The following is an 18,086-nucleotide window of genomic DNA, read 5'->3' on the forward strand; positions in this document are numbered from 1 at the left end:
GGACGAACTCTTAGGTGTTGATGACATTGCGGACCTCTCCGGTCGGATCGGCCACGACGACCGGGATCGCGGCGCCGGCGAAGTGCCGGACCACGTTGACGTCAGCAGTATCCGCCTCGGTGACGACGGCGGCGGCCTCGAGGCCCTTCACGCCGGACGCCAGTGCCATGGCGACGGCCAGCTGCAGTGCCGTCAGGTCGACGGTGTCGAGGGCTACCGTGCACGCCGAGTAGGTGCGGCCGTCGGAATCGCGGACGGCAGCTCCTTCCGCCGCGCGGGTCCGGGCTCGCGCGGCCCGGGCGAGCGTGACGAGTTTGGCGTCCTCCGCCGAAAGATCTGACACAAGACTCCTAGTTAGGCGTGCTGGTGGTTCGAGTCGGTGCGGCCGGCGACGGATTCCTCGCGGCGCACGAGCACAGTACCGACCTGGTTGCGGCGGCCGGACGGCCGCTCCGCGGTGAGGGACAGGCCGGCGATCTCGACCTCGGCGCCGGGGATCGGCACCTTGCCGAGCAGCTTGGCCATCAGGCCGCCGACGGTGTCGACGTCGTCGTCGTCCAGCGGTACGCCGAACAGTTCGCCGAGCTCGTCGATCGGGTAGCGGCTGGAGACCCGGAACGCGCCGTCGGCCAGCTCCTGCACCGAGTCCGGGTCCTCGTCGTACTCGTCGGTGATCTCGCCGACGATCTCCTCGAGGATGTCCTCGATCGCCAGCAGACCGGCGGTACCGCCGTACTCGTCGACGACGATCGCGAGGTGCATCCGGGCCGCCTGCATCTCGCGCAGCAGTTCGTCGACCGGCTTGGAGTCCGGGACGTACATGCACGGGCGCATCACCGACTCGACCCGCTCGGTCGACTCGGCCGAGGCGTTGTCGTAGACCCGGCGCATCACGTCCTTGAGGTAGACGACGCCGACGATGTCGTCCAGCGACTCCCCGATCACCGGGATCCGCGAGTAGCCCGAGCGCAGCGCCAGCGAGGTGAGCTGGCGCAGCTTCTTGTGCTTCTCGATGTAGACCATGTCGGTGCGCGGCACCATCACCTCGCGGGCGATGGTGTCGCCGAGCTCGAAGACCGAGTGGATCATCTGCCGCTCGCCGGACTCGATCACCGCGGACTTCTCCGCGTAGTCGACCAGCGCGCGCAGCTCGGCCTCGGTCGCGAACGGGCCGGCCGCGAACCCCTTGCCCGGGGTGAGCGCGTTGCCGACCAGGATCAGCAGCTTCGGCAGCGGCCCGAGGATCCGGGTCAGCGCCATCACCGGGCCGGCCGAGACGATCGCGAACCGGTCCGAGTGCTGCCGGCCCAGCGTCCGCGGCGCGACGCCGATGATCACGTACGAGATCAGGATCATCACCACCGCGGTGATCAGGATGTGCTCCCAGGTGACCTCGAAGACGTTCGAGAGCGCCTGGGTGACGAGCACGATCGCGGTGATCTCGCAGCTGAGCCGGAGCAGCAGCAGCGAGTTCAGGTAGCGGGGTGCGTCCGAGAGCAGGTCGCGCAACCGCACCGCGCGCAGGTTGCCCAGTTCCACCTGCTCGTTGGCGCGCACCTTCGAGTACGCCGACAGCGCCGCCTCGATGCCGGCGAACACACCGGCGAGCAGGACGAGCGCGACCGCAACGACCAGGAGGACCAGGTCGTGGGAACTCACGTCAGACGCCTTCCAACCTGTTTCCGGGGGCGCGCCAGGCTTCGAGCAGCCGGCCCTGGATGTCCCACATCTCGGCCTTCTCGGCCGGTTCGGCGTGGTCGTACCCGAGCAGGTGCAGGATGCCGTGGACGGTCAGCAGCTCCAGCTCGGCCCACGTGCCGTGGCCGGCCTTCGCGCCCTGGGCGGCCGCGACGGTCGGGCAGAGCGCGATGTCGCCGAGATGCCCGAGCGGCAGGTCGGCGTCGTCACCGCCGTCCGACCCGGGCCGCAGCTCGTCCATCGGCCAGGACATCACGTCGGTCGGACCCGGCAGGTCCAGGAACTCGACGTGGTACCTGGCCATCGTGTCCTCGTCGACCAGCTTGATCGACAGCTCGCATTCGGGGTGCAGCCGCAGCGACGACATCACGAACCGGCTCAGCCGCATCAGTCCGCCGCCGTCGATCTCGACGCCGGACTCGTTGTTCACTTCAACGTTCATCTTTGGTGCTCAGCGCCCCGTTGTCCTTCGTAGTTCTCGTACGCCGACACGATCCGGCCGACCAGCTTGTGCCGGACCACGTCGTGCGACGTGAGCCGGCAGAACTCCAGGTCCTGGACACCGTCGAGGATGTCCTGGACGACCCGCAGTCCCGAGTTCGTCCCGGTCGGCAGGTCGACCTGGGTGACGTCACCGGTGACGACCATCTTCGAGCCGAAGCCGAGCCGGGTGAGGAACATCTTCATCTGCTCCGGCGAGGTGTTCTGCGCCTCGTCGAGGATGATGTAGGCGTCGTTCAGCGTCCGGCCGCGCATGTAGGCCAGCGGCGCGATCTCGATCGTGCCGGCGGTCAGCAGCCGCGGGATCGACTCCGGGTCGAGCATGTCGTGCAGGGCGTCGTACAGCGGGCGCAGGTACGGGTCGATCTTCTCCGACAGCGTGCCGGGCAGGAAGCCGAGCCGCTCGCCGGCCTCGACGGCCGGCCGGGTCAGGATGATCCGGCTGACCTCCTTGGCCTGCAGGGCCTGCACCGCCTTGGCGACCGCCAGGTAGGTCTTGCCGGTACCGGCCGGGCCGATCCCGAACACGATCGTGTTCTTGTCGATGGCGTCGACGTAGCGCTTCTGGTTCAGCGTCTTCGGCCGGATGGTGCGGCCGCGGCTGGACAGGATGTTCTGGGTCAGCACGTCGGCCGGGCTCTCGCCGGTGGCCTGCTTGACCATCGCGATGCTCCGCTCGACCGAGTCGGCGGTCAGGCCGTGCCCGGTGCGGATCACCACGACCAGCTCGTCGAGGAGCCGCTCGGCCAGCGCCAGCTCGGCCGGCTCGCCCTTGAGCGTGATCTCGTTGCCGCGGACCAGGATGTCGGCGACGAACTCCTTCTCGATGATGCGGAGGAACTCGTCCCGGGCTCCGAGCAGGGCCACCATGTCGATGCTGTTCGGCACGACGATCTTGTGGGCCGCCTGCGGGGTCGCGGTGGCGCCGTCCGCGCGCGCCTCCGGTTCGATACTGCGTGGCCTGGACAGGCTCTTCCTCCTGAAGAAAAGTAGTGTGAGACGTCCATGCTAGCCGCCCCGGCCGACACCCTCACTGCCATTTTCCCGGGACACGCCCGCTGCCCGCTGTTCGGGCGGCCGATAGGCGCCTCCGGACGGCACCTGACCGGGCGCGGCGTTCGCTGTCAGCACACCCCGCAGCTGCCCCAGCTCCCCGGACCGCTGGGTGCCCGGACCGGCCTGCTCCAGCGCCAGCCGCTGGTCCCGCTCGGCTTCCCACTCCTTTGTCGGATGCAGGTTCACCTCGACCTTGTCCCCCGGCCGGACCAGCTCGTCCAGCGCTGCCCGGTGGGCGAGCTCTGCTTCCTGCGGCGGCTTGTCCCGATTCACCTCGTACGCCCGCAACATCCGGTACGTCGCCTCGATCGCGGCCAGCGTGGACCCGGACTTGGCCGGTGGTGAGTCGAACTCGTCGGCATGCGTGTTGCGGTGCTTGTCCAGCCCCACCACATGCCCCGGCGTGAACACGTGCAACGACTGGACGCGCGCGGTGGGATCGCCGTCGTACACGGAGAGCTCCCGCCAGGCATGGGCGCCGGAATAGCTGTCCTGCAACGCGTGCACGGCCGCACCGAGGTGCATCATCTCGTCGTGCGGCGACTCGGCAGTATGAGCCGCTGCGAGTTCGGCGTACAGGTACTCGGTGTTCGACTGCAGGTTGTCGGCGCCGCGCCGGTACGGGTCGGCCATGAAGTGTGCTCGCTGTGCGTCCGGATTCGCGTACGCCGAGTGACCGGTCGGCCCGATTCCGGCGTACACGAAGGGTTTTCCGGTGCCGTTGAAGTTCTTGATCACGCCGGCGCCGAGCGGGCGGTCCTGGTAGGCCTGCGCCTTGTCGAGCTGCTCGGAGTACTCCTGGCGGGTCAGACCGTCCCGAGACATCCGGTCGTACAAGCGCCCGACGGCGGCGTAGGTGATGTCCCGGTGCCCGCACCAGTGACCGTCTCCGTGCTGCTTCATGTACAGAGGGTGCCAGCGGAACGGTTCATCGAGCGCTGTTGTCAACCTGGGACAAGGCCTTCGCGTCTCTGTTGTGTGGCACAACCTGCGGTGGTGTACGAAGAGTGCGTGACACATGAGTCCTCGTGGAATGCCGACGAGGCGCTGACGGCTGTCTACACGGCGCACTACACGTCGCTGGTCCGCCTCGCCGCCTTGCTGCTGCGTGACACCGGAACCGCCGAGGAGATCGTGCAGGACGCGTTCGTCGCGATGCACGGGCACTGGCACCGGCTGCGCGACCCCCACAAGGCACTCGCTTACCTGCGCACCGCCGTGGTGAACCGCACCCGCTCCCGCCAGCGCCACCTGGTCGTGGTCGACAAGCACATGCCGCGCAGCCTGCCGGACGAGCCGAGTGCCGAGCAGGCGGCGCTGCGGACGGCCGAGACCGACCGGGTCATCGAAGCGATGCGCAACCTGCCGGAGAAGCAGCGCACCGTGATGGTGCTGCGCTACTACGGCGACCTGTCGGAGGCGGAGATCGCCGACACGATGGGGATCAGCCGCGGATCGGTGAAGAGCCATGCCGCGCGAGCGACCAAGTCGCTACGCCAGCTCCTGGAGCAGAACCTATGAACGACTACTCGAAGGACCCGTTCGACGAGCTGATGCGCCGATCCCTGGCCGAGGAGGCCGACCGGATCGAGCCGACCGACGCCCTGCCGGAGATCCTCACCCGCGCCCACGCCGTACGGCGTCCTGTCGTGCGCCGCCCGTGGGTGGTGACAGCCGGCCTGGCCGCTGTCGGTACGGCGGCAGCGGTCGGCGCTTTCACGGTCTTCAACGACAACCTGAACACAGCGGACGAGGGCGACGCCGTCGCCGGACCCGGCACAGTCACCTCCGCCACCGGCGCACCGGTGGTTCCGCCGGAGACCCCGCGGAGCCAGTCGGCTACGGCGCCGACGGAGGCGCCGGCCGACCGGTCGACCACTCCCGAGCCCAGACACAGCATCTCCGAGCCGGCCGTGTCGGACAAAGCCGTCGCGGTCTACTGGCTGGGCGACGCCGCCGCCGGTCGGCCGATGACCAAGCCGAGCGTGCAGGCGAAGTCGTCGACGAGGCTCTACCGGACGTTTTCCAGGGTGTCGGGCCGGCCGGCGTACGAGGCCGTCGAGATCATGACGACGCAGCAGCCCGACGATGCCGACTACTACTCGCTCTGGAAGGGCGCCAAGGTGAAGTCGGTGTCGACGGACGGCGACCTGATCACCGTCGACTTCGAGCGGTTGCCGCCGGCGACGAGGATCGATCCGGCCGTCGCGGAGGTCGCGGCGCAGCAGCTCGTCTACACCGTCCAAGGTGCGCTGGGCGAGAGCACCCAGCCGGTCCAGGTCCTGCAACAGGGCCGGGCCGGCGCGCGGCTGTTCGGCCAGGTCGACACCAGTGAGCCGCTCCTGCGCGCCCAGGCGGCCGACGTCCGGGCGCTGGTCTCGATCGAGTCGCCGACCGAAGGGTCGATGACGAGCTCCGGCCTGGTCACCGTGAAGGGCCAGGCCGCCGCCTACGAGGCGACCGTCAACTACGTCGCGACCAACGCGAAGACCGGGCGGACGTTCAAGGACGTCGTGAACACCACCGAGGGGCAGAAGTTCGCGCCCTTTACCTTCCAGCTGAAGCTCGAGCCAGGCCAGTGGCAGATCGAGGCCTACCTGCTGTCGGCCGAGAACGGCGCGGTCAGCGACCTGGACACCAAGACCATCGTGGTGCGCTGAGTACGATCGACTCGTGATGATCGAACTCGCCGACTATCAGTTCGGGCTCGGCGCGCGGAACCGGCTCGCGGAGGCAGCACAGCCCGGGCGAGACGGCGCGCTGGCGGCGCTCGAGACGTTCTACTACGCGCTCAACCAGCAGGACCTCGACGTCCTGACGGCGGTCTGGACCGACGACGAACTGGTCCAGCTGAACAACCCGCTCGGTGGCATCCTGCGTTCCCGGGCCGCGGTGGCAGACCTCTACCGCAAGGTCTTCGCCGGCGACCTCCGCCTCCAGGTCACCTTCGGCGACGCGGCCACCTACTGGCACGCGGACTCGGTGGTCTTCGCCGGTCGCGAGACCGGCAGCTACCAGCACCCCGACCGTGGCGAAGTGCCGCTCACGATCCGTACGACGCGCATCTTCTCCTACGACGACGGCCGCTGGGCGCAGGCTCATCACCACGGCAGCATCGACGACCCCGAGGCGCTCGCCACCTACCAGCACGCAGTGCGGGGCTAGCGCCAGTTCACGGGCGGACGACTCGTCGCTCCGCCAACACCAACGGATATCCGTTGCTGTTGCCCGTTCGCTCCCCGTATACGAGCTGAGGAGGGGCAACACCCGGGGATATCCCATCGATCAGGGCGGCGTTCACGCCGCTAGCGGCAACCACCGTTCATCTGTAGCCAATGACAACCTCAGCGGGCCGCGCACGCCTGCGCCACCGCTGGCCCGGGCGGGTCAGGCCACGGATCCACGCACGAGCCGCACGGGCGGGTTAGCTGCCCCGGCCCATTAGCTCCAGCGGGAGCGGGCGAGGAGGGCTGAGGCGGCGGCCACGCCGGCGGTCGACGTACGGAGGACTGTGTCGCCGAGGCGGACCGGCTCGACGGCGAAGGCGGCCAGCTCGACGGGGGCGATTCCGCCTTCGGGGCCGATGACGATCACGATGTCGCCGGTGGCTGGGACCTCGAGGCCGGCGAGGGGGACAGTCGCTTCCTCGTGCAGGATCACGGGCAGAGCCGCGTCCTGCAGCAGTTTGGCGATCTCGGGCGTCGTCGCGATCGGGGCGACCTCGGCGAACCACGACCGGCGGGACTGTTTGCTCGCCTCGAAGGCCCAGGCCTGCCACTTGGTGAGCGTCTTCGCGGACCGCTCGGGGTTGCTGCGGAACTGACTGCGCTCCGCGTTCCACGGCACGATCACGTCGGCGCCGACCTCGGTCAGCATTTCGACGGCCAGTTCGGCGCGCTCCCCCTTCGGCAACGCCTGTACGACGACGAGCCGCGGCGTACCGGGTGCTTCGCTGCCGCGCTGGTCGACGGCCACGGTCAGTCCGGACTTCGAGGCGGTCGTCACCGGGCCCTCGGCCCACGCGCCCCGGCCGTCGGTCAGCCGGATCCGCTCGCCGGGGCCGATCCGCCGTACGACGGCGGCGTGCCGGCCCTCCGCCCCGTCCAGGGTCAGCTCCTCGCCGTCGAGTTCGGCGGCGAAGAAGACCGCAATGCCCATCTCTAGTGCTGGCCGAAGGCGTCGCGGAGGCGACCGAAGACACCCTTGTGGGCTGCCTGGATCTGACCCTGCGGACGCTCCTCGCCGCGAGCCACCGCGAGCTGCTGGAGAAGCTCGACCTGACTCTCGTCGAGTTTGGTCGGGGTCTCGACGATGATCTGCACGATCAGGTCGCCGCGGCCCGCGTGCCGCAGCCGCGGTACACCGCGCGCGGTCAGCGTCATCGCCGTCCCGGACTGCGTGCCGGGCCGGATCTCCAGCGGGGTGCTCTCGCCCTCCAGCGTCGGCAGGTCGATCGTCGTCCCGAGGGCGGCCGCCGTCATCGGCAGGGTCACCGTGCAGTGCAGGTCGTCGCCGTTGCGGGTGAAGACCTCGTGCTGCTCAACCTCGATCTCGACGTACAGGTCACCGGCGGGACCGCCGCCGGGGCCGACCTCGCCCTGGCCGGACAGCTGCACCCGGGTGCCGGTGTCGACGCCGCCGGGGATCTTCACAGTGACCGTACGGCGGGAGCGGACGCGGCCGTCGCCGGCGCATTCCACGCACGGGTTCGGGATCGTCGTACCGAAGCCGCGGCAGTTCGGGCAGGGGCGCATGGTGCGCACCTCGCCGAGGAACGAGCGCTGGGTGTGGGTGACCTCGCCGCGACCGTGGCAGATCTCGCAGGTGACCGGCTCGGAGCCCGCCGCCGCGCCGGAGCCCGAACAGGTCGGGCAGAGTACGGCGGTGTCGACCTTGAGCTCGCGGGTGGTCCCGAAGGCCGCCTCGGCGAGGTCGATCCGCAGCGGGATCAACGCGTCCTGACCACGGCGGGTCCGCGGCCGCGGCCCGCGGGTGGCCCCGCCGGTCTGGCCGAAGAACGCGTCCATGATGTCGGTGAAGGTGAACGCCTGACCGAAGCCGCCCGGTCCGCCCCCCGCACCGGCCGACGCGAACGGGTCGCCGCCGAGATCGTGCATCTGCCGCTTCTGCGGATCGCTCAGCACCTGGAACGCGCGGCCGATCTCCTGGAACTTGTGGTGCGCGTCCTCGGAGTCGTTCACGTCCGGGTGGTACTGGCGTGCCAGTTTGCGGTACGCCTTCTTGATCTCGTCCGCTGAAGCGTCACGGCTGACGCCCAGGACGGCGTAGTAATCGGTGCTCATACTCCAGACCAGGGGTTGGTGGTGGGGGTGTGTGATGGTCCAGCGCCGTAGCGAGCAAGTGCTCGGGGCGGTAGCTCGGCGTGCTGGAGGGGAGGCCTCGATGTGGTTCCATCGTGGCCTTTCCTCCAGTGCGGCGAGATGCCGTGCCGAGTGCTGCGCAGTAGGCGTTGGGCCATCACACACCCCCTTTCATCAGGATTCGGCCAGGATCTGGCTGACGTAGCGCGCGACGGCCCGGACAGCGCCCATCGTGCTCGGGTAGTCCATGTGGGTCGGGCCGACGATGCCGAGCGTGGCCAGCGCCTCCGACTTCGACCCGTAGCCGGTCGCGACCACCGAGGTGGTGGCCAGCTCCTCGTACGGGTTCTCGTGACCGATGCGGACGGTCAGGGTCTGTGGGTGGGTCGCCTCACCGAGCAGCTTGAGCAGGATGACGTGCTCCTCCAGCGCCTCCAGCACCGGCTTCACGTTCCGCTCGAAGTCGTCGCCGTACCGGGTCAGGTTGGCGGCGCCGCCGACGGCGATCCGCTGCTCGCCCATCTCGTCGGTGAACGCCTCGAGCAGGGTGGAGACGATCGCGCTCACCAGCGACCGGTCCTCCGGGGCGAAGTTGTCGGCGACGGCGGCCAGCGAGGTGGCCGCTTCGGTCAGCCGCTGGCCGACCATCGCCGTGTTCAGTCGCGACCGGAGGTCGGCGACCAACTGCTCCTCGATGTCCTTCGGGAGCTCGACGATCCGCTGCTCGACCCGGCCGTTGCTGGTGATCAGCACGAGCAGCAGTCGGCGCGGGGTCATCGTGACCACCTCGATGTGGCGAACGCTCGACCGGTTCAGCGACGGGTACTGCACGATCGCGACCTGGCGGGTGATCTGCGCCAGCAGCCGCACGGTCCGCCGGACGACGTCGTCCAGGTCGACCGCGCCGCCGAGGAAGGACGTGATCGCCTTCTTCTCGGCCGCGGAGAGCGTCTTGACCGTGCTCAGCTTGTCGACGAACAGCCGGTAGCCGGCATCGGTCGGGATCCGACCGGCGCTGGTGTGCGGCTGGGTGATGTACCCCTCCTCCTCCAGCGCGGCCATGTCGTTACGCACGGTGGCCGGGGAGACGCCCAGGTTGTGCCGGTCGACCAGAGTCTTCGAGCCGACCGGCTCATGGGTGGCCACGTAGTCCTCGACGATGGCGCGGAGAACATCCAGTTTGCGTTCGTCCAGCACGCGCACCACCCTCTCCCAGCCGGCCAGTACGACCTGGCACTCACAAGTTCAGAGTGCCAGTCTAGGCGGTGTCGGGCGTCGCTCCCAACGGAACCGCTGCGGGGCGCGTCACGGTGCTCGCCACATCCAGCGGTTGATCCTGTACGGCGGAGTCGATGAACGACTCGAGTACGTCGAGCACGTGGTACGCCAGCTCGCCGTTCGCCCGGTGCGGTTCGCCGTTGCGCAGCGCCCGCGCCATGTCCGCGACACCGACGCCACGACCCGAGTCGGCGTACCCACCGGCGACCGGTACCTCGGTCCACTCCCGGTTGGCCGCAGTGACGAGCTCGACGGCGCCGTCGAAGGTGTTCGGGTCCGGAACGGACAGACTGCCCTCGGTGCCGTGCACCTCGATCCGCGGCAGCCGCCCGGCCCACACGTCGAACGACATCAGCACCGTGGTCAACGCACCCGACTCATGCTCCAGTACGCCGGTCAGGTGCGTCGGCACCTCGACCGGGAACACGGTCCCGGCCCGGGGGCCGGTGTGGATCATCCGCTCCTGTTTCGACCGACCGGCCCGCGCGGTCACCCGGCGTACCGGGCCGAGCATGGTGACCAGGCTGGTCACGTAGTACGGGCCCATGTCGAGCACCGGGCCGCCACCAGGCTGGTAGTAGAACTCCGGCGCCGGGTGCCAGAGCTCGTGGCCGGGCGTAACCATGAAGGCGGTCGCGGCGTGCGGCGTACCGATGTCACCACGATCGATGACGGCTCGCGCGGTCTGGGTGCCCGTGCCGAGGACGGTGTCCGGGGCACAGCCGATGCGCAGGTCGTTCGCAGCGGCGTACTTGAGCAGCGGCTCGGCTTCCGCGCGATCCATGGCCAGCGGCTTCTCGCCGTACACATGCTTGCCGGCGGCCATCGCAGCCTGATGTACGGCGGCGTGCGCCGCGGGGATCGTGAGGTTGACGACGATGTCGACGTCGTCGGCGGCGTACAGCTCATCGGGTGAGAGCGCGCGAACGCCATCGGTCGCGACGGCCTGCGCGCGGGCGAGGTCGAGATCCGCGACCGCGACGACCTCCACACCGGGGAGCTTGGCCAGGTGCTCGAGGTAGGTGCCCGAGATGACGCCGGTTCCGACGATGCCGACCCTTGTCACTTGCTCGCCCACAGCAGCCCCCGCTCGATGATCGTGCGTACCTCGGGGACGTCGAAGTCGTCGAGCTTGTGACCGACCGTGCAGACGAACACGCGGCCCTCACCCCACGTCCGCGTCCAGACCACCGGCATCACGGCGCCCTCGATCCAGGGAAAGTCGGGGTGCGTGTCGAAGGTGGTGGTCGCGAGCACGTTGTTGGTCGGGTCCGCGTGCACGTAGTACTGCTCGGTGTGGACGTCGAAGTGCGTGATGCCCTCGACGATCGGGTGCTCACCGACGACCTCGACGCGGTAGTCGGTGAAGTTGTGCGGGTGCGAGATGAACTGACCGCCGGTGATGAAGCTGTAGTCGGCGTTGTCGCGGAACGAGTCCACGATCCCGCCGTGCCAGCCGGCGAACCCGGTGCCGCGGCGGATCGCCTGGTCCAGGCTCTTGAGGTGCTCCGGATCGGCCTTCGACATCGTCACGCATTGCAGGACGAGATCGACGCCGTCCAGGTCCAGGTAGCTCTCGGTGCTCTCCGAGGTGGTGACGTCGTACCCGTTCTCCTTCAGGTACGGGATGAACAACTCGGTCGCCTCGACCGGCACATGCCCGTCCCAGCCACCCCGCACCACCAGTGCACGTCGTGTCGTCACATCGACCATCCTTCGAAACTTTCGAATGAACTACCGGAATATTCGTAATGACTTTAAGCGTGTGTACCGGGCAAGGTCTAGGGTCGGGCCATGGGTTGGAAGTTCTGGAAGAAGTCGGCTGCAACCCCTTTCCCAGGGGTGCGACCGCAGGATGTCCTGCCGCCGGGCACGTTCGGGCTGGCGGTGGAGGACGTGTTCTCGATCACCGGTCGCGGCACGGTGGTGACCGGGCGGGTGCTCTCGGGCAGTGCGTCGGTGGGTGACCAGGTCGTGGTCGTCCGGGGCGGACAGGTCGTGCTGCAGAGCCAGATCGACGGCGTCGAGATGTTCCGCAAGACCACCACGGTCGCGAACGCCGGCGACAACGTCGGGCTGTTGCTGCGCGGGGTCGCGAAGGACCAGGTGCTCAGAGGCGATGTGATCGGCAAGTAGGGTCCTCGGTATGAGTGGTTGGGCCGAGATCGGCGACAGGTGCTGGGTACGTCGGTACGACGAGTTGGACCTGAACGTCGGGCTGGTCGTGGGATCCGGCGGGGCGTTGGTGATCGACACCCGGGCCACGACCGAAGAAGCCGAGGAACTGCTCGGCCACATCCGCGAGCTGACCGATCTGCCGGTGCGCTGGGTCGTCAACACGCACTCGCACTTCGACCACGTGAACGGCAACAGCGTCTTCACGGATGCGACGGCGTACGCGCACGAGAACACGGTCGAGGCCGCGGAGCTGACCGCCGAGTCGTTCTCGGTCGCGAAGGTGATCGACCTCGGTGATCGCCGGGTCGAGCTGCTCTACCTCGGGAACGCCCACACCGCCGGCGACGCGGTCGTCGTCGTACCGGACGTGAACGTGTTCTTCCTGGGCGACCTCGTCGAGGAGTCCCAGCCCCCGCAGTACGGCGAGGACTCGTTCCCGCTCGAGTGGCCGGACACGTTGGAGCGCGTGATCGGGACGATGCCGAAGGGCGCGGTCGTCGTACCGGGCCACGGCGCGGTCGTCGACGCCGCCTTCGCGACGGCGCAACGAGACGAGATCGGCCAGGTCGCCAATACGATCTCCGACCTCCACCACAACGGCAAGTCGCTCGAGGACGCCCTGCAGCACACCGAGGGCTGGCCGTGGGACCCGGCCGGGCTGCAGGACGCGATCAAGCGCGGCTACGCAGTGCTCGGGCCGCCGCGCCGCCCCACCATTCCGCTCCTCGGGCCCAGCTGAGTAGTTACTCGTTGACATGGGTCAGGTGAAAGGCGCAACTTGATCCATGGCCACGACTGAACAGACGACGCACCCCGACGGCCGGGTCGAGCTCACCGATCCGGATGTGATCGCGACCAGCAAGTACGGGAACGCGGAGCTCGCGCCGACCCGGCTGGCCGATCGGAACTGGACGACGTACAACTACGCCGCCCTGTGGATGGGGATGGCGCACAACATCCCCAGCTATCTGCTTGCCGCCGGCCTGGTCGCGCTCGGGATGAACTGGTTGCAGGCGTTCTTCACGATCACGCTGGGGAACCTGATCGTCCTCGTGCCGCTGTTGCTGAACAGCCATGCCGGGACCAAGTACGGCATCCCGTTCCCGGTCTTCGCGCGCGCCTTCTACGGCGTCCGCGGGGCGAACTTCCCGGCGCTGCTGCGGGCGTTCATCGCCTGCGGCTGGTTCGGGATCCAGACCTGGATCGGCGGTCAGGCGATCTACGTGATCGTCGGCGAGCTGTTCGGCAAGGGCTGGACCGAGGCGTCCGCGGTCGGCGGTCACCCGTGGACGATGTGGCTCAGCTTCGGCTTCTTCTGGCTGCTGCAGATGGTGCTGATCTGGCGCGGCATCGAAGGACTGCGGCGGTTCGAGAACTGGGCGGCGCCGCTGGTCACGGTAGCGTTCCTCGCGCTGATGATCGCGATCCTGGTCAAGGCCGGCGGCTTCGGCCCGATCCTGTCGCAGCCCTCCAAGCTCGGCTGGGACGCCGACTTCTGGAAGATCTTCGCGCCGTCGCTGATGGGCATGATCGCGTTCTGGGCGACGCTGAGCCTGAACATGCCGGACTTCACCCGGTTCGGCAAAGGCCAGCGCCAGCAGGTGATCGGGCAGATCATCGGCCTGCCGACGACGATGTCGTTCATCGCGCTGGTCTCGATCATCACCACCTCGGGCACGGTCCTGGTCTACGGTTCGGCGATCTGGGACCCGGTCGAGCTCACCCGGCGCTTCGAGAACCCGGTCGTCGTCACGATCGGTCTGGTGATGGCGATCCTCGCCACCATGTCGTGCAACGTCGCGGCCAACGTCGTCAGCCCGTCGTACGACTTCGCGAACGCGTTGCCGCGCTGGCTGAACTTCCGGACGGCCGGCCTGCTCACCGGTGTCATCGGCATCGTGATCCAGCCGTGGCGGCTGATCTCGGACCCGTCGATCTACATCTTCGTCTGGCTGTCCTTCTACGGCGGCCTGCTCGCCTCGGTCGCCGGCGTCCTGATCGCGGGCTACTGGTTCGTCGACCGTACGGCGCTCGCCCTGCCCGACCTCTACAAGTCGTCCGGCCGCTACTGGTACTCGTCGGGCTGGAACTGGCGCGCGGTCGCGGCAACGGTGTTCGGCTCGGTCCTCGCGGTCGGCGGCGCGTACTCGAACCCGGGCGCCGGCCCGTTCCCCGCGGACGGCCTGATCCCGTTCCTCAAACCCTTGTACGACTACTCGTGGATCGTCGGCCTGGTCGCCGGTTTCGCTGCCTACTACCTCCTTGCCAAACCCGCCCCCGCATCCCGCTAACAACCACCCGACCCGGCGTAGCCTCCGATCCCAGCCAGCACCCCGGCTGCAAGGGCCGTACCGCCAACCGTTCACCAAACCCCAGCTTCCTTACACCCACAACCACACACTCCCCCACTCGCACGCTGGCTTCGGTCGCGGGGCAGGCTGGCTTCGGTCGCGGGGTACGGCGGCTCCTCGCGCGGGCTCCAAGAACCTGGCGCCGAGTGTGAGGAGTGCGTCGACGGAATGCCCTTACCAGCACCCCAGTCCTCACACTCGTAAGCACACTCCCCCCACTCGCGCACTGGCTTCGGTGGCGGGGAGGTAGGGGTGAGAGTTGAGGGGGTTGGGGTGTGTGGTTGAGGGGGAAGGGGGCGAAGAGCACGTACGGTTGGCGCGTGGCTGATCGGTATGGGAACGACGTACTGAGTGGGGACTGGCGCAAACCCAAGAACGGGCGGACCGTCGAGGTCGAGATCGAGAAGGGCATGGTCGTCGAGGAACCCTCGTCCGGGTTCGTCGGGGCGATCGTGCGCTGGGAGCACGGCGTCGTCGATCTCGAGGACCGGCACGGCAAGATCCGCTCGTACCCGATGGGGCCGGGGTTCTGGCTGGACGGCAAGCCGGTCAGCCTGACCGCGCCGAAGAAGGCCGGCCCGGCCAAGAAGACCCGGACGGCGTCCGGTTCGGTTGCGGTCGACAACGTCCGGGCCAAGGTCGCCCGGGCCAGCCGGATCTACGTCGAGGGCCGGCATGACGCCGAGCTGGTCGAGAAGGTCTGGGGTGACGACCTGCGGATCGAAGGTGTCGTCGTCGAGTACCTCGGGGGCATCGACGACCTGCCCGGGATCGTGAACCGGTTCCAGCCCGGTCCCGGCCGGCGGCTCGGCGTGCTGGTCGACCACCTGGTCGAGGGCTCGAAGGAGTCGAAGATCGCCGCCCAGATCGACAACCGGTACGTCCGGATCGTCGGGCACCCGTTCATCGACGTCTGGGAAGCGATCAAGCCGTCGTCGGTCGGGATCAAGGCCTGGCCGCGGATCCCGCACGGCCAGGACTGGAAGAAGGGCGTGCTGCAGTCGTTCGGCTGGCCGGCCACCGACCAGGCCGACGTCGCCGCGGCCTGGAAGCACATCCTGTCCAAGGTGAACAGCTTCGCGGACCTCGACCCGAGCCTGCTCGGCCGGGTCGAGGAGCTCATCGATTTCGTGACGCTGGACTGATCTCCGGCAACCGCTTCTCGATCCACGCCCGGATCAGCCGGCGCGCCCGGCGTACGTACCAGGTCAACGCACCGAGCACCGCGGCCGAAGCCAGCACCATCCCCGCCAGTACGGCGACAACGATGCGCACCGCCGGTGCATCGACGATGCCGGCGACAACCAGCAGCAGTACGCCGACGCCAAGCGCAGCCACCGGCAGCCACGGCTCGAAGAGCAGCGGCCGGTGCGCCGGCGTCAGCTTGGCTCCCCGCACGAGTCGGCCCCACACCGTCTGCCGGGCCGGCTCGGTGAACCAGCGCGCGGTCCGCAGCAGCCACGTCTTCGGCTCCTGTTTACGTCCGGCCATCGCTCGCACCGCGCTGCCGACCTGCGGGCTGATCCCACCGGAGACATCGATCATCCGATCGGCCAGACCCTTGGTCGTGGCGCGGCCCTCCGCCGACTGGTTCAGCTCGTCCCGCATCGTCGTCAGCGCACCGAGGCCGGCATCGATCGGGAAGTCCTCGGCCAGCCGCTGGATCCGGTCCGCGAGCGCCTGCGGCTTCCAGTCCTCGGCCAGCAGGACTTGGCGCTGCGTCTCGCGGATCCAGTCCGCATCGGCGCCGAGCATCGCCCCGAGGTGCGCCACGCAGTGCAGGCGACCCATCAGCCAGTCCCAGCGTCGCCAGTCCGCCGCACCGAACGCGCCGAAGTGCCCGACCTGACTGCCGTAGAGGATGCGATCCTTCAGGTCGTCCGCGATCGACCCGGCCGGTAGATCCTCCAGCAGGGTCAGCGGAATGTCCGGCCCGAGCCGCAGGAACTGGAACGGCGCACTGCGTTGCTGCGGCGTCCGCGCCGACGTACAGCGGGAGACGATCTCCACCGCGAGGGCGGTCTCGACGAGGTTCGAGCCGACCACCTCGATCAGGTCCGCGAACGCGGAGCCCAGTGCCTGCTGGATCTGCAGGTCCTCGAAGATGTCGGTCAGCCCGACCGCGACCGCCTCCGCACCTCCGGCCGGCCGCAGGTCGAGGTCCGCCTTGGTGAGCTGTTCGGTCAACGCGTCCCGGACGGCCTGCACCTTGAGCAGGCAATCGCTGGCCGCCATCAACCGTCGCTCGAGATCCGGCCGCTCCGCGATCGGTGCGACGTCGATCCGGGTGCGCAGCGACCGCAGGACCAAGCGGACCACACGCTCGGCCGCACCACTCCCCCACAGCCAGAGCGACTCACCGTCCTTGCGCAGTGGTTCGATCGAGCCGTCCGGATCCGGCACCCACGGGTGCGCGGTCGCGAGGATCTCGTCGATCTCCGGCTCGGACAAGGCAGAGGCTGCGTCGAGCACGGTCGAGTGGTCGTGGCTCGCGATCGTAACGGCCTCCCAGACTCCCCCGGCGGCCCGCCCGCGCGCATAGACCGGCTGCAGAGCCTCCGCCGCGGAGCGCAGCCGCTGCAGCTCAACTGGTTGCTCCAAGCAACGATCGAAGAGCCGCTGGGTGTCCGACCAGGACGCGTCCGCCTCCAGCAGCAGCCGTTCGAGCTGCTCGACATCGGACCTGAAGTCGACCTCGCGCGGGAACTGCACGGCCGACAGCGCGGCCACTCGCCAGCTCGGCTCCTTCGCCTCGGGCAACGCTGTCGCCGCACTCCCGATCCCGGCCGACGGTACGACGTACAGGACGTACCGGCTCGCTCGTCCGGCCACCGGCCGCCGCGCCACCACGTCGAGCACCGGCCCGAACGGGGCGTTGTCGAGGACACCGCCATCGACCAGCCAGGCACCGGAGTCCGCGGTCGTCGGCTGCATCCGCGGCGGCGACGCCGCCAGCTTCGGCGTCTCCAGCACCGGGCCGAACGCGGCCGGGAACGACGCACTCGCTCGCGCGGCCCGCGCCAGCAGCTTGGTGTCCTTCAACCCGTTTGTGTCCTTGACCTCGAACGTCCGCGTGGTCCCGTCGTACTTCGCCGCGTTCTCGCTGGTGAACGCGAACAGATACCGATGGTCCGGTACGACGAACCGCTGGCCGGCCGCATCACGCGCCTCGAACTGCTGAACCCCCAACCCGGACGCGGTCACGAACAAGGTGACCGGCTCCTCGGCCGCGGTCTCACCGGCGTCCGCGACGTCCTTGAGCAGACTGTCGAGCTCCTGCAGGAAGTAGTTGCCGTCCAGCACCGACGTCGACTTCGCACCGGCCGACGGCACCAGCTTGCCGACCTCGAGCGATCCCAGCCCGACCCACTTCTGGCGCAGCCACGGACCGTCCGATCCACCCGGGTCCAGCGTCGACCCGTTCGAGATCGCGGTCGCCAGCAACGACCCGTTCAGCCCGCCGGCGCTCGTCCCCGCGATGACGTCGACGACCACGCGCCGCCGTTCGTCACCCCGGCGGCACAGCTCACGCCAACGGTCCGCCAGCACCGCGTCGTACGGCTGCGAAACGGGCGCGTTGTCCGAGCCCGACGCACGCCGGATCAGGTCCAGCTCGTGCGTCACGCCGCCCATCCACACAGCCAGACTGACGCCACCGTTGAGAACCAGCGCGATCCGGATCTCATGCTCACTCATAAGTCCC

18 protein-coding genes are annotated in these 18,086 nt (G+C 68.8%); 7 read left to right on the top strand and 11 right to left on the bottom strand.

Going from position 1 to position 18,086, the window contains the following annotated elements:
* Positions 1-10: 10 nt before the first annotated feature.
* The 5 genes from ABZS29_RS25240 to ABZS29_RS25260 all read right to left on the bottom strand — a co-directional run bounded on the left by ABZS29_RS25240 (position 11) and on the right by ABZS29_RS25260 (position 4,158).
* Positions 11-343 (bottom strand): cytidine deaminase, encoded by a 333-nt coding sequence (locus ABZS29_RS25240; RefSeq protein ID WP_355465141.1) that lies wholly within the window; start codon positions 341-343, stop codon positions 11-13.
* An 11-nt stretch (positions 344-354) separates the two neighbouring features.
* Positions 355-1,659 carry a hemolysin family protein gene (locus tag ABZS29_RS25245; protein WP_355465143.1) on the bottom strand — a complete coding sequence of 435 codons (1,305 nt, stop codon included), beginning with the start codon at positions 1,657-1,659 and terminating at the stop codon, positions 355-357.
* A 1-nt stretch (position 1,660) separates the two neighbouring features.
* Complete coding sequence (ybeY, locus tag ABZS29_RS25250) at positions 1,661-2,140, bottom strand: rRNA maturation RNase YbeY (protein WP_355465145.1); 480 nt, start codon at positions 2,138-2,140, stop codon at positions 1,661-1,663.
* Positions 2,137-3,069, bottom strand: a complete 933-nt coding sequence (locus ABZS29_RS25255) for a PhoH family protein (RefSeq protein WP_355465576.1) — start codon at positions 3,067-3,069, stop codon at positions 2,137-2,139. The genes ybeY and ABZS29_RS25255 overlap by 4 nt, the downstream gene beginning before the upstream one ends.
* Positions 3,070-3,207: 138 nt before the next feature.
* Positions 3,208-4,158 (bottom strand): hypothetical protein, encoded by a 951-nt coding sequence (locus tag ABZS29_RS25260; RefSeq protein WP_355465147.1) that lies wholly within the window; start codon positions 4,156-4,158, stop codon positions 3,208-3,210.
* A 108-nt stretch (positions 4,159-4,266) separates the two neighbouring features.
* Between ABZS29_RS25260 and ABZS29_RS25265 the strand changes: the two genes are divergently transcribed.
* From ABZS29_RS25265 to ABZS29_RS25275, 3 genes are read left to right on the top strand one after another with little or no spacing between them, the layout of a single operon-like run.
* Positions 4,267-4,776 carry a SigE family RNA polymerase sigma factor gene (locus ABZS29_RS25265; protein WP_355465148.1) on the top strand — a complete coding sequence of 170 codons (510 nt, stop codon included), beginning with the start codon at positions 4,267-4,269 and terminating at the stop codon, positions 4,774-4,776.
* Positions 4,773-5,915 carry a Gmad2 immunoglobulin-like domain-containing protein gene (locus ABZS29_RS25270; RefSeq protein ID WP_355465150.1) on the top strand — a complete coding sequence of 381 codons (1,143 nt, stop codon included), beginning with the start codon at positions 4,773-4,775 and terminating at the stop codon, positions 5,913-5,915. The genes ABZS29_RS25265 and ABZS29_RS25270 overlap by 4 nt, the downstream gene beginning before the upstream one ends.
* 16 nt (positions 5,916-5,931) lie before the next feature.
* Positions 5,932-6,420, top strand: a complete 489-nt coding sequence (locus ABZS29_RS25275; protein WP_355465578.1) for a nuclear transport factor 2 family protein — start codon at positions 5,932-5,934, stop codon at positions 6,418-6,420.
* 276 nt (positions 6,421-6,696) lie between these two features.
* Here ABZS29_RS25275 and ABZS29_RS25280 read toward each other — a convergent pair whose 3' ends face one another.
* The 5 genes from ABZS29_RS25280 to ABZS29_RS25300 all read right to left on the bottom strand — a co-directional run bounded on the left by ABZS29_RS25280 (position 6,697) and on the right by ABZS29_RS25300 (position 11,567).
* Complete coding sequence (locus tag ABZS29_RS25280) at positions 6,697-7,413, bottom strand: 16S rRNA (uracil(1498)-N(3))-methyltransferase (protein WP_355465152.1); 717 nt, start codon at positions 7,411-7,413, stop codon at positions 6,697-6,699.
* A gap of 2 nt (positions 7,414-7,415) precedes the next feature.
* Positions 7,416-8,558: a molecular chaperone DnaJ gene (gene dnaJ, locus ABZS29_RS25285; protein ID WP_355465154.1), complete on the bottom strand. Its 1,143-nt coding sequence runs from the start codon at positions 8,556-8,558 to the stop codon at positions 7,416-7,418.
* Positions 8,559-8,750: 192 nt separating this feature from the next.
* The gene (gene hrcA / locus ABZS29_RS25290) at positions 8,751-9,773 is read right to left on the bottom strand and encodes a heat-inducible transcriptional repressor HrcA (RefSeq protein WP_355465156.1); all 1,023 of its coding nucleotides are present in this window, start codon (positions 9,771-9,773) and stop codon (positions 8,751-8,753) included.
* A gap of 61 nt (positions 9,774-9,834) precedes the next feature.
* Positions 9,835-10,932: a Gfo/Idh/MocA family oxidoreductase gene (locus tag ABZS29_RS25295; RefSeq protein ID WP_355465158.1), complete on the bottom strand. Its 1,098-nt coding sequence runs from the start codon at positions 10,930-10,932 to the stop codon at positions 9,835-9,837.
* On the bottom strand, positions 10,917-11,567 hold the full coding sequence (locus ABZS29_RS25300) for a ThuA domain-containing protein (protein WP_355465160.1): 651 nt from the start codon (positions 11,565-11,567) through the stop codon (positions 10,917-10,919). Before ABZS29_RS25300 ends, ABZS29_RS25295 begins: the two co-directional genes overlap by 16 nt.
* 81 nt (positions 11,568-11,648) lie before the next feature.
* Between ABZS29_RS25300 and ABZS29_RS25305 the strand changes: the two genes are divergently transcribed.
* From ABZS29_RS25305 to ABZS29_RS25320, 4 genes are all read left to right on the top strand, one after another.
* Positions 11,649-11,990, top strand: coding sequence for an EF-Tu/IF-2/RF-3 family GTPase (locus ABZS29_RS25305; RefSeq protein ID WP_355465162.1), 342 nt, complete (start codon positions 11,649-11,651; stop codon positions 11,988-11,990).
* A gap of 10 nt (positions 11,991-12,000) precedes the next feature.
* Complete coding sequence (locus ABZS29_RS25310) at positions 12,001-12,771, top strand: MBL fold metallo-hydrolase (RefSeq protein WP_355465164.1); 771 nt, start codon at positions 12,001-12,003, stop codon at positions 12,769-12,771.
* 46 nt (positions 12,772-12,817) lie between these two features.
* Entirely contained in the window at positions 12,818-14,323 is a 1,506-nt protein-coding gene (locus tag ABZS29_RS25315; protein ID WP_355465166.1) for an NCS1 family nucleobase:cation symporter-1, read from the top strand.
* 380 nt (positions 14,324-14,703) lie between these two features.
* Positions 14,704-15,528 carry a DUF3097 domain-containing protein gene (locus ABZS29_RS25320; protein ID WP_355465168.1) on the top strand — a complete coding sequence of 275 codons (825 nt, stop codon included), beginning with the start codon at positions 14,704-14,706 and terminating at the stop codon, positions 15,526-15,528.
* Here ABZS29_RS25320 and ABZS29_RS25325 read toward each other — a convergent pair.
* Positions 15,503-18,079, bottom strand: coding sequence for a DUF3376 domain-containing protein (locus ABZS29_RS25325; protein WP_355465170.1), 2,577 nt, complete (start codon positions 18,077-18,079; stop codon positions 15,503-15,505). The two genes, ABZS29_RS25320 and ABZS29_RS25325, sit on opposite strands and share 26 nt — an antisense overlap.
* Between the last annotated feature and the right edge of the window lie 7 nt (positions 18,080-18,086).

It is taken from the genome of Kribbella sp. NPDC005582 (genome assembly GCF_040605415.1).
Classification (GTDB): domain Bacteria; phylum Actinomycetota; class Actinomycetes; order Propionibacteriales; family Kribbellaceae; genus Kribbella.

Bases quoted from the DNA above. Each gene is read 5' to 3' on its own strand.
- ybeY (WP_355465145.1), bottom strand. From the start codon at position 2,140: ATGAACGTTGAAGTGAACAACGAGTCCGGCGTCGAGATCGACGGCGGC.
- ABZS29_RS25255 (WP_355465576.1), bottom strand. From the start codon at position 3,069: ATGGTGGCCCTGCTCGGAGCCCGGGACGAGTTCCTCCGCATCATCGAG.
- ABZS29_RS25260 (WP_355465147.1), bottom strand. From the start codon at position 4,158: ATGAAGCAGCACGGAGACGGTCACTGGTGCGGGCACCGGGACATCACC.
- ABZS29_RS25270 (WP_355465150.1), top strand. From the start codon at position 4,773: ATGAACGACTACTCGAAGGACCCGTTCGACGAGCTGATGCGCCGATCC.
- ABZS29_RS25275 (WP_355465578.1), top strand. From the start codon at position 5,932: ATGATCGAACTCGCCGACTATCAGTTCGGGCTCGGCGCGCGGAACCGG.
- ABZS29_RS25280 (WP_355465152.1), bottom strand. From the start codon at position 7,413: ATGGGCATTGCGGTCTTCTTCGCCGCCGAACTCGACGGCGAGGAGCTG.
- dnaJ (WP_355465154.1), bottom strand. From the start codon at position 8,558: ATGAGCACCGATTACTACGCCGTCCTGGGCGTCAGCCGTGACGCTTCA.
- ABZS29_RS25300 (WP_355465160.1), bottom strand. From the start codon at position 11,567: ATGGTCGATGTGACGACACGACGTGCACTGGTGGTGCGGGGTGGCTGG.
- ABZS29_RS25305 (WP_355465162.1), top strand. From the start codon at position 11,649: ATGGGTTGGAAGTTCTGGAAGAAGTCGGCTGCAACCCCTTTCCCAGGG.
- ABZS29_RS25310 (WP_355465164.1), top strand. From the start codon at position 12,001: ATGAGTGGTTGGGCCGAGATCGGCGACAGGTGCTGGGTACGTCGGTAC.
- ABZS29_RS25315 (WP_355465166.1), top strand. From the start codon at position 12,818: ATGGCCACGACTGAACAGACGACGCACCCCGACGGCCGGGTCGAGCTC.
- ABZS29_RS25325 (WP_355465170.1), bottom strand. From the start codon at position 18,079: ATGAGTGAGCATGAGATCCGGATCGCGCTGGTTCTCAACGGTGGCGTC.